Annotated in this window: 9 protein-coding genes; all 9 read right to left on the bottom strand. The window is 35.0% G+C overall.

The features are described 5' to 3' along the window. Window positions 1–221: 221 nt before the first annotated feature. Window positions 222–716, bottom strand: coding sequence for a hypothetical protein (locus AVL50_RS32245; RefSeq protein ID WP_062622149.1), 495 nt, complete (start codon window positions 714–716; stop codon window positions 222–224). Between the two features lie 79 nt (window positions 717–795). Further along, window positions 796–1,296, bottom strand: a complete 501-nt coding sequence (locus tag AVL50_RS32240; protein WP_157491785.1) for a hypothetical protein — start codon at window positions 1,294–1,296, stop codon at window positions 796–798. 182 nt (window positions 1,297–1,478) lie between these two features. Next, entirely contained in the window at window positions 1,479–1,967 is a 489-nt protein-coding gene (locus AVL50_RS32235; RefSeq protein ID WP_062622146.1) for a hypothetical protein, read from the bottom strand. A 271-nt stretch (window positions 1,968–2,238) separates the two neighbouring features. After that, window positions 2,239–3,033, bottom strand: a complete 795-nt coding sequence (locus AVL50_RS32230) for a hypothetical protein (protein WP_062622144.1) — start codon at window positions 3,031–3,033, stop codon at window positions 2,239–2,241. A 312-nt stretch (window positions 3,034–3,345) separates the two neighbouring features. After that, window positions 3,346–3,933 (bottom strand): AraC family transcriptional regulator, encoded by a 588-nt coding sequence (locus AVL50_RS32225; protein WP_172826968.1) that lies wholly within the window; start codon window positions 3,931–3,933, stop codon window positions 3,346–3,348. Window positions 3,934–4,011: 78 nt separating this feature from the next. Beyond that, window positions 4,012–7,542, bottom strand: a complete 3,531-nt coding sequence (locus AVL50_RS32220; RefSeq protein WP_062622141.1) for a two-component regulator propeller domain-containing protein — start codon at window positions 7,540–7,542, stop codon at window positions 4,012–4,014. Window positions 7,543–7,681: 139 nt separating this feature from the next. Further along, window positions 7,682–8,311 carry a DUF4493 domain-containing protein gene (locus tag AVL50_RS32215; RefSeq protein WP_062622140.1) on the bottom strand — a complete coding sequence of 210 codons (630 nt, stop codon included), beginning with the start codon at window positions 8,309–8,311 and terminating at the stop codon, window positions 7,682–7,684. Window positions 8,312–8,319: 8 nt separating this feature from the next. Next, window positions 8,320–10,005 carry a DUF4493 domain-containing protein gene (locus tag AVL50_RS32210; RefSeq protein WP_172826967.1) on the bottom strand — a complete coding sequence of 562 codons (1,686 nt, stop codon included), beginning with the start codon at window positions 10,003–10,005 and terminating at the stop codon, window positions 8,320–8,322. Between the two features lie 262 nt (window positions 10,006–10,267). After that, window positions 10,268–12,049, bottom strand: coding sequence for an arylsulfatase (locus AVL50_RS32205; RefSeq protein WP_082795598.1), 1,782 nt, complete (start codon window positions 12,047–12,049; stop codon window positions 10,268–10,270). Window positions 12,050–12,142: the final 93 nt, after the last annotated feature.

The following is a 12,142-nucleotide window of genomic DNA, read 5'->3' as shown; positions in this document are numbered from 1 at the left end:
TATTTTACCATTAAAAATTTGGGGAAATTAGTTCGTGTTGTGGTCCGGTGGACATTGCAATGCAACGTCCCTACAGTCTACTTTCAATTTTTTGGTAGAATATTATTTATGATGGATACCGTTGTAGGGATGTTGCATTGCAACGTCCGCAGAACCACTATAAAAACCACGAGCCGCTATATGATCAATTTTCTTCATTCAAAATGTCCTATTGCTCTAGTTCATACAGATGGAAATACCTTGATAGAATTGTCAAATGTCAGATTACCATGAATATCTTCTTTATAATCTATTTCAACATCATAAACCAACCCATACATTTTCATTAAGGAATCAATTTCATTCTTTTTCTTTTTCAAGATTTTTGTGTCACTATAAAATTTCAATAGTGGTTTCAGTGAAAATCCAAGAAATGTAAAGCCCCCTGCAATTGCTGTCACAGACAATTCAACAAACCATTCGTCGTGATCTAATCCTATCTTGAATAAATACAAAGGGATCACAATAACAAATATTGCACATACGAAATTGAAGAAAGATTTAATGTGTAGTCTTCTCTTTTTAAAACTCATTTTTTTCATTTCAATAAAGAGGTCATCGATAATACTATTAAAGCCTTGTGTATAACTAAAGTTCTCACACACATCTCTAAAAGCAGGTTTCTCTTGGGTCAATTCACATTTTATTCCGCCACTATTATACTTATTTTGACACATTTTGCAATGTTTGAATTGTGCTATTTTTCGAGTCATAATTATCGTTTGCTATTAAATAATGATTACCGTTTTAAGACTTTTATTGTTTTTTATATTCTATGACATATTTATCAGGTTCTAAATATAATAACTGGGTTTTCAATGTTGAATCAGATATGTCTTCTATCAAATAATCGTCTAACACTTTCATTTGTAATCTAATGATTGTATCAGCAATGAGTAACCAACGGCCTCTCTTGAGATTATTTGGCTTATAAAGTGATTCATAAGTACTATCCGCTTTCAATATAAGTGTATGCCCTCCTTCTTCCTTTACTTTTTTACCATTTTTATATTCACCTATTGAAACCCAAGTACCCACTAAATGAGTACTCAACTTGAAAGGTATATCTATGTTCGCTAAATGATCATTCGTTGATGTTTTTTTAGACTGTAACACTTTATTCTTTTTTTGAGAACATCCATAAATCACACTCAATAGAATAAAACCAATGAATAGGATTAAATATGAGATATTTGTCTTTTTCATCATTAATGTCAGCTCAATATTATAGTTCAACAACTGTTTATATTTTCTCACTCTGAAACTCTTTCAAATAATTAGTCTTGTGTATGGATTATCATCTATGTCATAATTATCCCAATTACTATCGTTCAAATGTTTGTCTATAATATCTTTCTTACAATCAGAATAATAAATTAATTCATTTTGGTTGCCATCATTTAAGCTTAGTTTTTTCATGTTTACTGTTGAGTTATATTTTATAATTCTTCATTTTCAAAGCGTATACTCTCCTTAACTTCTTCTATACACTCAACTATAAAATCATTTTTCAAGTGGTAATTATTCAAAAAAGCTAATAACTCATTATAATTTACATCCTCTTCTTCGATGTCATATTTTGGTAAAGCCATAATAAACTCCTTAAAAGTTTCTATTGAATCAAAAACCTTTCTGAAATTCCATTTTCCTCCTCCATGTTCACAGTAATAAATTGGGTAACCTTTGTCCTTTTCTTGAATGTTAAACACAAAAGGGTCTGAATAATAGTTTGAACAAATAACATACAAGTCCTCATCCCATATTGTTCCAACGAGAGACTCCATTGTTACACTATTATATCTATAGCCTGCCTGAAAGGTCAAAAATCCTTTTTCATTATTTTGAGGGTAACTATGAGGTAAAATTGTGATTTCGTAATTAATAATTTTCTCCTCAAGAAAACTAATTATTGTTTTATCTAAATCCATTTCTTATTGTTTTTGTTTATCAGATAGTTCACTCCCTCCAAGTTAATTATCTCTTTTAAATATTCAATCTTGAATTCTAATTAATAGTACAAAATAGTGGTTTTAGGAATTAGGGAAAGTGGTTCGTATTGTGGTGCGTGAGACGCAAAGCATTGCGTCTCTACAGAGGGTGTATTTTCAAACAAAAGGGAGTGCTAAATTGAAAATAAATCGCCTGTAGAGCCACAATGCCTTGTGGCTCACGAACCACCATAATTAGCACTATCTTCAATTATAAATTCCCCGATTCCCAATTTTTCCAACTGTTATTCGGCTCTTCTATTGGAGCCCAATTTGAAGTATCTTTTGTTATCAAAATCTTGGCAAGTAACTTGTATGTTTCTTGTTGACTTGGAGGAGTCTCTTCATAAACACTTTCAAAATGGAATTCCTCAATTGTCATTAGCTTAGGTATATCATTTGGAATATGTTTAAGAATATCATTTTCAGTTGCTTTAATTATGCTTGAATTTGTCTCATGTAAGTATCGAATTAGATCACCAAACCCTATGAGATGGTCAGGGTTGTCTTCTTTTCGGATTTCGATTCCAACTTTTTCATAGTCTTCATGGTTATTATTAAATGGAACAAATTGGTCTCGAATTTTAATCTCTTGGATATCCTTTCCAATCAACTCAAAATTTTCCATCTCCTCTCCCTCTTTATTTTCAATCCTTTGAAATTCACTTGTCTCAATTAATATAATGTCGCTTGTATTTGTAATGTCATTGCTATTGGAACCATCTGCTTTTGGATAATCAATACAATTACCAAAATAGTTCAACTCAATATTTGTATAAAAGCCTCTATTATGATACCCATTTCTTTCAAATACTAAAGCCCATCTTGCGGAGTCAGCATATAGATGAATTCTACTACCTGCAGATACACAATATCCATGCTCTAAATCAAGAAAAAAATTGTATTTGATATCTCCTATTCGGCCATGATTGTACATACTAACTTGATGAAATGCTAAATCTAATTCCTGGAGTATTTCTTTTTCTGTGAAATTTATTTCTTCCATGTTATTTCCATTTGAATGATCTGAGCATGAAAACAAAACAAGAGGTAATAGTAGTATTAAGATTGTTTTCATTCAATTTTTGCTAAAAGTTTTAATACAGTGAAAAAAAATTCACTGTTGACAATTTAGTTATCTCATCTAAATATTCAAGTTTAGTTTATAATAAATCGTATTGAATTTAATGAAACCTATGAGCTCTTTAACACTTAGTCCCAGAGGTTTTGTCTATAGTTTATTCCAAAAAAATAGAGATATGTAAAATACATACCCCTATCAACATGAAATGAAATTTTAGTAACTTAAAAATTTATGCTAATTGTCTAACTGTTTTTGTCTTCGGTATTCCGTTGGTGTCAACTCTTTATCTTGACGGAATACTTTACTGAAATATTTTGGATCTGAGAAGCCCACTTTATAGGCTATCTCAGAGATGTTGTCTGATGATGTGACCAATAGCACTTCGGCTTTTTTGAGTCTTTCTTTTTTGATGTAATTGACTAAAGTTGTGCCTTTTACTTTTTTAAAACGATTTAAAAGGACCGGTCTGCTGACACCAATTTCTTTCTCAATTTCAACGACGTTAAAATCAGAATCCGTTAGTTTTGATTGTATTATTTCATCTATTTTCAAAATCAGTTCATCTTCCTTTTTCTCTACCTTTTCAAGAATAGACGCTTTTTCTTCCTTTACTTTTTTGTAGAAATAAAGATAAGTGACCAACGAAATGAGAATCAAAAATTGTAATACAATCAAATAGATATTGTAGATGTAATCCTCTTTATCTTTTACATTAATGATATAAATTGATTCAATAACTGTGGCAGATAAAAGAAGAAGTGTGAGAGATTTAAAACCCAATGTTATTAATTCATTTTTTTTCATAGCTAGTTGATTTATCATGTTACTTTCTGGTTTTATTTGTATCATTTAATTTGTAATGGGACAGCACAATGACCGCCCCTTGAACCTTCATTTTAATTATATTTCAAAGCCTAAAATTGTAATATCATCTCGTTGTTCCATTTCACCTTGATGTATTCTTAAGACATCCAACAACAATTGATGTTGTCTTTCTAAAGGCATACGAATGGTTTGATTGAGAATCTTTTCGAACTTCACTGAACCGAATTTCTTTCTGTCTTCATCACATTGGTCTATGTAGCCGTCAGTGAGTAAAAAGAAGCGGTCATTTTTTCTCAATTGAAAGTGCTGTTCCGTAAATTTCTTTTCTTTTTTACGTCTTATTCCTCCAATGGAAATTTTATCTCCTACCACTCTTTGTAACTCTTTTTGGTCTGAATAATAGATGTACATTGAACCTTTGGCTGAAGAGAAGCATAAGTTTTTTTCCTCTCCATCCTGATCAATTCTTACTATACTCAAGTCCATTCCATCTGTGTTTTTAGAATGCTCCTGCTTTAAGGCCTTACGAATTCCTTCATCCAGCTGAATTAAAATTGAGGAAGGATCTTCGATATTGTATTCGTTGACAATTTTATTCAAAAGTGACATCCCAATCATCGACATAAATGCTCCTGGTACACCATGCCCTGTACAATCTACAGAAGCGATAAAAAGTCTGTTTTTTTCATCTTTTACACTCACCCAATAGAAATCCCCTGATACAATATCTTTGGGTTTGAATAAGATAAAATGATTTTGGAAGTAAGACGAAAACTGTTCTGTAATTGGTAAAATGGCCTCTTGCATGGTTTGGGCGTATCGGATAGAATCTGTGATATGACGATTCTTCTGAGTGATTTCACCATTGGCGGTTTGAAGCTGACCTAATAAGGTAGAAATCTTATTGTTCTTCTCATTCAACTCCAAATTTCTTTCTGAAATCAGCTTATTGGTGTTCGACAAATTATCCCTTTGCATTTCCAATTCTTCGGCTTGTTGTTGTACCTCTTCGTTGATCATTACAAGATCATTATTCCTTTCAGCCAATTCTTTTGTACGGTCTTTCACCGTTTTTTCAAGTACCTGCTGTTCTCTTTTATAGGCACGTACTTTCCATTTATAACCCAAGAAAATACTTAACAACAACACCGTAAAAACAAGTAACCTAAACCACCATGTTTGCCAATACGGCGGTTGAATAATCAGCAACAACTCTTGTCCTTCCTCATTCCAAAGTCCATCATTATTTGTTCCTTTTACCCTGAAAATATAATCGCCAGGATCTAGGTTTGTATAAATTGCTTCTCTTTTACCATCTACATAATTCCAATCTTTATCAAAGCCTTCCAATTTATAAGCGTACTGGTTTTTCTCCGGCGATATCATATTTAATGACACAAAGCTGAATGTCAACACGTTTTGATCATAATGAAGCGTAATTTCATCCGTGATACTGATATTTTTACGCAACACCGTTGATGTAGAGTCCGGCTTGATTTCTCTATTGAAGAGCGAAAAGTTGGTCAAATAAATTTGTGGTTTGTAAGGGTTGTTGATGATCTCTTTCGGAAAAAAAGCATTAGCTCCATTATTTCCACCGAAGATCAATCTTCCTTGTTTAGTTTTACAAAATGCCATTGGAATAAATTCATTCCCTTGCAAACCGTCATCTTTTGTATAATGTGTAATTTTATTGTTTTTGTGATCAAACTTTGAAAGGCCTGCATTGGAACTCAGCCATAATACTCCATATTCATCTTCCAAAATTCCATGTACACTATTACTGCTCAATCCTTGTTCTTCTCTGAAAGAAGACATCAAACCTTCGTAATAATGGGCTATAGGCATTTGTAATTTTTCTGCTTCAATTTTATTCATTCCTCCCGCAGTACCAATCCATATATTTCCAGCTTTATCTTCATGTACGGCATACACCCAATTGTGGGTCAAAGAATTGACATCCTTTGTATCATTCATAAAATTTACCCAACGTTCTGACTTTGGATAATAAATAGATAAACCACCATAGGTACCTACCCAAATCCATCCTCTTGAGTCTTCAAAAATATTCAAAGTCCAATTACTAGAAAGCGTTTGATCTTCTTTTCCCTCTTCTCTCGTAAAGACTTTGAACTCTTCATTTTCCGCATCAAAAAGAGCAACTCCACCTCCATTAGTTGCTACCCATAACTGCTTCCTACTATCTTCAAAAATATCTCTTACATCATCATGAGGAAGGCTTGTTTTATCCCACTTATTGTTCTTATAGGTTTTAAAAGTCTTTGTTTTTTGATCAAATTTCGACAACCCACCCAAATAAGAACCTACCCAAATATTATCTTTATGGTCTTCTTGAATAGCAAAAACGGCCCATGCTTGAAGTTTAGTAGGATCTCCTTTTTCAGGTACAAAATGTTCATACTTATTCTTTTTAGTATCTAAAAAAGTGAGTCCTCCTCCACTAGTTCCAAACCATAAATTACTTTTTCGGTCTTCAAAAATAGCTTGCACCGTAGTGTGATTTAAGCTGTTTTGGTTCATCACTTCCCTCTTGTAAGTTTTGAACTTTTTGAAGTTCGGCTCAATGTAATCTACCCCTTGGCCTGATACACTACACCACAAAATATTTTGTTGATCATAATGTAGAGAAAGTAAAGCATTACCAGCAATGGACTTATTATTCAGATCGTTATTTCTATAAATTCTTATAACCTGATTAGAATAACTTGAAAGTTGGTGGAGACCATCAGAAGTTGCAAACCAAATGTTTTGAAAGTCATCAATGACAATATCTTTTATACTTGGGTGTTTCAATCCCTTATTGACTTTGGGAAGATAATCTACTTTTTGAGTAGTAGGATCTATTGAAAAAACACCATTTTGAAGAGTACCAATTAATATATCTTTTGTCCTTGTTGGGACAATCTTGGTGATCTCACTTGCTGTATTATTTGAAAAATAACTTTGGTGCAGATCTATTGAAATCATCTTAAAAACACCTCTGTGATGATGGTAAACACTAAGATTTAAACCATCATGACCAATCCACAGATTACCATTCTGATCCTCGGCTAACGTATTTATGTTAGAAAGGTAAGGATTTTGTTTGTCAGCTAAATGATGACTTATTAATTCTCCAGAAGTATTGAATTGGTACAAGCCTGCTCCTTTTGTTCCTACCCAAATTGTCCCTTTTTTTCCTTGAATAATTGATGATATTTCAAAAGCAAAGGCTTCCTTTCCGAAAGGAGATTTAGGGATCAATTTTCTAAAATGTTCACCATCTGCATTCATTATGTGTAGGTTGTGTGTAGTCCCTACCCAAAGTTGTTGTTGGTCATCTTCAAAAATAACATTGATATCGTTGGTGGATAAAGATTTGTTTTCTTCTGAAGAAGATCTATAGACTTTCATCTCATAGCCATCATATCGGTGTAAACCATTTTGGGTACCGAGCCATAAGAATCCCTTCTGATCTCTGTAAATGTCTTTCACTACTTTGTTCGTCAGACCAGATGCATCGGAAATATGTTGAAAGCTTCTTTCCTGCGAAAAGGAGAACTGAACAAAAAGTAACAAGTGTATTATAACGATAAAGTTCTTCATTCCATTAATTTTTTTAAGGTGTGTCGTAGGCCGATAGTTGTTGTGTTGTTAGTTAGAAAAGCGTTAGTACTAGGACAAGTCTTCTTGTCCTAGTACTTACCCCTCAGTAAAGGATAGCTTTTCAGTATACTTATAAATCCTAGTATGAAATATTCAGTGTATACTCAGATTTAGTTTCTAAACCTGAGACTACTTGCTTGTTTTTAATGACTGTACCGTCTTGTTTTTCGATAGTAGTTGAAATAATCAAAGCAGAGCGTTCGGCATAGACCGTATTGGCTGTTGAAGCATCAATCGTGATTTCATCATGTGTGCTTTGAATCACCGCTGAATAAGACTTTGCAGTACTTGTAATCTGCTCATCAAAGTTAATCATCAATTTTACATGCTTCAGTGCACAAACGATATCTACTACCGTTTCTTCTCCACTATTTATTGTACACGTTTTTTCTCCATAATAATAAGGGGCATCAAAAGTAAAATAAGGCATTTCTTCTGCACTAAATGCTTTGACTGTATAATCGCCTACTGCCAAGCTGATTTTTTCTGGTGCTTCTGAAATTTTCTCGAAAGAAAGTACCACTTCACCAGAGGCATTTTCCACTTTTAAACCGTAGTCATTGAGGTCTTGGTTTGTTCTTGCATTTGATCCGAATTGCAATACCAACTGCCCTTCATTTAATTCTTTTTCTAACGTTTGCTTTTCGTTACAGCTTACTATTAATAAGCCTACGAAAAGTATCATTACTATATTTTTAATGTTTTTCATCCGACTAATTATTTAATAACTGAAACTTTCTTTGATGTATTTTGCAGACCATTCGCACCGTTCACAATGCCCTTACCCCAATCGGTCAAGGAAGTACCTTCCCAATCCGTTGATAAGTCCAAATACTCCACTCCTCCTGAATTACCTTTCCAAGACCAAGCTAACCAACCAATATTTAGGCGTTCACATTCTGATAAAATATGCTCATACGGAATCTGAATTGGGTTTTCGGCAGTACCTCCGTGTTGGAATCCAAATTCACCCACAATCAATGGCAACTTCATCTCTACCGCTTTTTCCAAATTGGAAGTGATCGTTGTTTCGTTTCTGTAGCTCTGATACATGTGTACTGAGAAAAGAATATTTTTCTGTGGATCATTATCGATGATCTCTTGACCGTAGTCAAAAATTGGTGTCATATCTTGTCCCCAGCCACTACCATCAATCACTAATGTGTGCTTCAAACCTGCTGTACGCATCATAGTCACGGCTTCTTTGTAAGCATCTCTGTACGTGGTGGTTTTTCCACTCCATTCGTTGGCGATATTGATCAAAAGGATACTTTCATATTCTTTCATTACCCCTAAAATGTCAGGTCTTACATAGTATTCTGCCATTTTCAAAAGGTTCTCTTTGCTTTCATCACCCGTTACATCATGTAATTCAATCATCGGGACCATGCCTTTCTCAATCGCAGTATTGATCATTTTTCTCAACTGATCCGTCTCCGATACATTGTTCCATTGACTCGGTACGTAGTTTGTTTGCCAAACCATTCTCACTGTATTGGAATGATATGCCGAAATTGGCGTTAAAGCATTGATGGCTGTATTTCTATTTCCACTGTCAAACCAGAAATGACCGTTGTTTACTCCTCTTAGAATAAACTCCATTCCGTTCGCATCGTATAGTTTTCCATTTTTTGTGAAGAAACCAATAGAAGTATTATACTCTGGGCGAACTTCTCCTTCAATCGGCGTAATCACGATATCTTTACTTCCTCCATCTAAAATCGTTTCGTCTACAGATATCACTAATTTTCCTGTTCCTTGATCGATGTCGATCGTCACCGCATAATGTGTCGTCGGTTGAATGGAATTGATTGTGATTTCGGATGTCAATTGACTTTCACCCTCACCAATTGTCGCAATCACTGAAAGGCTTCCACTTGATCTGAAATAACCTGCTCTTGTCTCTGTTTTTTCAAAAACTAATTCACCGAAAGAAGACTTCACAACTGATGAGTACGTTCCAAATTGATTTTTCACCAAGTCAGAATAGTCTACCGTCACTTTAGAATTCTGTAATTTACATTCTAAACTAGAGTTGGTCAATTGCTCTGCCTGTATAGAGAAATCTTCTGAAACGCCTCCATATTGAGGGTCTTCAAATCCAAACTGAGCGGAAGAGTTACTCTCACCTTTGGCTTTATACACACCAGAAGGTAGTTCGATTGCTTCGGGCACTGTTTCAATGGAAGCATAAGAAACTACCGTCTTTCCCTCCGCGTCCACAATGTTCACTTTCACTCCGTTTCCTTCGCTCTGTAATCTGAATGCAGTCTTTTCTTCTACATCCTCATTGATCGTTACAGCCAATGACAAATTGCCATTCTGTACGACTGGATCTGAGGGGGTGTCTTCTGAAGAACAGCCCATCAGCCCTACTAGAAGTAATAATAAGTTAGTAATCATTTTATGTTCCATAATCAAAAATTGAATTGTAATTTTTCTATTTTGTTTATCTTAAAAAGTAGCAGTTAAATGCTTAAACTGGTTCAAGTCTTAAGCTATAAGCGTGACTTGGACCTTATTATTTGTAAAAAGTCTGTTGACTTTTAGATCCATTTTCTTTTGCTATAAGTCTACAGACTTATCACAAAATTCAAGCACAAGTGACGCCTTCGGCTTAACACTTGCGCCAGATTCAAATTTGAAAAAACTTATGTTAATCATTCTACAAAGAAGCCATTCTCCTACTTACTATTTCCTTCACCTCCAATACGCCCGCTCCTTTTTTATGGATTTTAAGCGTGCAGGTTTTGATTTTGTCAGCAGGCAATGTGATTGCTCCTAAATCCAAAGTACCCCAAGTTTGTTCTTCTGCTTCTTGCTCACGCATTACTCTATCAGGAGTGGGTAATGCTGTAGGCTTGAAGTCTTTTTTGATTTTCTTTTTGATGATTTGATCTCCAAAAATCACTTCGATCACATCTCCTTTTACGGCCTGTCCTGCATATTTTAAGGAAAGTTGGAAAGTAGAAGGAGTTACAATTTCGATGGGCCATTCAATCGTGGCATCTCCACTGACTAAAAACCAATCGTGAGCCCAACCATTGACATTGGCTTTAAATTTTAAATCCCCTTTTCCAGTGCTTTCGTGTACTGCCAATACCACTCTTGGGCTTTCTTTATACCCCATCGGGATTCTCAAATCAGCAAATCCTGCCGAAGTTACATCAGTGTACCACGCCTCGAAAGCCTCCTTCATTTCCTTTGCCTTTTCTGGTAATTCAGATTGCAAATCGTGTTTTTCTGAAGGATCTTCTGTTAAGTTATATAAGCCTGTTTTTCCAAATTCAGTGGTATACCTAAAATCGCCTTCTCTTACAGCACCTCTTTCAGCAGTGATTTCAAAACCTGTCATGTGCGTATATAATTTTCTCGATTCCGGTGCTTTATTTTCCAATAAATAAGGACTTAAATCCACACCATCAAACTTCACCTCTTTTGGTTTTTCTACCCCTGCCAAACCTAATAAAGTAGGCATCAAATCAATATGAGCTGTTAGTGCTTGTTTCTGACTTGGTTTGATTTTTCCTTTCCACTGCAATGTACAAGGCACCAACGAGCCACCTTCGTGAATTGAAGTTTTCCCTCCCCTCCAAGGACCATTGTAGCGGTCTCCTTGAGGGCCATTATCGGATAAGAAAACGACAATTGTATTTTCTTCCAGAGCATTGTCTTTTAAATACTGACGGATTCTTCCTACGTTATCATCAATATTTTTACACATCCCGTAGATGGTTGCTATCTTCTTGTTTTGCTTTTCTCCGTAACCGAAATCAATGTCTTTATACAAATCATAGTACTCATCTCCTACTTGGTAGGGTGTGTGAGGAGCATTCAATGGGACGAAAGCAAAAAACGGTTTTTCTTTATTTCTATCCATAAAAGCCAAAGTAGAATCCGTCAATACATCTGTGATATAGCCTTTGGTTGAAATCATTTCTCCATTGTATTCCAAAGATGTATCGAAGTAATTACTCCAGTGACCAGAAGTGAAGCCTAAAAAAGTATCAAAACCTTGCCCTTGTGGGTTTTCAGGATAATGTGCTCCATTGTGCCATTTTCCAAAACAACCTGTCGTATATCCAGCTGACTTGAAGGCTTCCGCGATGGTCACTTCCTCTGACCTCATATTTTCTCTTCCTCTTGTCACAAAAGAAACACCTGTTCTCAAATGGTATCTACCTGTCAAAACACTCGCACGAGTAGGAGCACAAACCGGACTCACGTAGAAACGGTTGAGTACTGCACTTTCACTCGCCATTTGATCAAAATGAGGTGTTGAAAGGTACTGATTGCCAGTGTAGGAAAAGTCTCCCCAGCCTTGGTCATCTGTCAAAATCACAATGACATTAGGCGATGTTGTTGCTGTTTGCCCATACGCCTTCGGAAGGAGTATGAGCAACATGCCACACAAAACACTTATACTATTTCTAATGGATTTCATCATGGTTATTGAGCGTTATCAGCAATCACTTTTGATGTTAACCCGTTCATTTTCTTTGCATAATCATCAATCACTTGGATAGTGGATTGGTCTTTA

This window comes from Flammeovirga sp. SJP92 (genome assembly GCF_001583495.1).
Taxonomy (GTDB): Bacteria; Bacteroidota; Bacteroidia; order Cytophagales; family Flammeovirgaceae; genus Flammeovirga.
The sequence above is the reverse complement of the archived record's forward strand: the minus strand, read 5'-3'. Positions and strand labels throughout refer to the sequence as shown.

What these genes read in the sequence shown, in the direction of transcription:
- AVL50_RS32230 (WP_062622144.1), bottom strand. Translation starts at nt 3,033, where the DNA reads ATGGAAGAAATAAATTTCACAGAAAAAGAAATACTCCAGGAATTAGAT.
- AVL50_RS32215 (WP_062622140.1), bottom strand. Translation starts at nt 8,311, where the DNA reads ATGAAAAACATTAAAAATATAGTAATGATACTTTTCGTAGGCTTATTA.
- AVL50_RS32220 (WP_062622141.1), bottom strand. Translation starts at nt 7,542, where the DNA reads ATGAAGAACTTTATCGTTATAATACACTTGTTACTTTTTGTTCAGTTC.
- AVL50_RS32210 (WP_172826967.1), bottom strand. Translation starts at nt 10,005, where the DNA reads ATGATTACTAACTTATTATTACTTCTAGTAGGGCTGATGGGCTGTTCT.
- AVL50_RS32245 (WP_062622149.1), bottom strand. Translation starts at nt 716, where the DNA reads ATGTGTCAAAATAAGTATAATAGTGGCGGAATAAAATGTGAATTGACC.
- AVL50_RS32235 (WP_062622146.1), bottom strand. Translation starts at nt 1,967, where the DNA reads ATGGATTTAGATAAAACAATAATTAGTTTTCTTGAGGAGAAAATTATT.
- AVL50_RS32205 (WP_082795598.1), bottom strand. Translation starts at nt 12,049, where the DNA reads ATGATGAAATCCATTAGAAATAGTATAAGTGTTTTGTGTGGCATGTTG.
- AVL50_RS32225 (WP_172826968.1), bottom strand. Translation starts at nt 3,933, where the DNA reads ATGATAAATCAACTAGCTATGAAAAAAAATGAATTAATAACATTGGGT.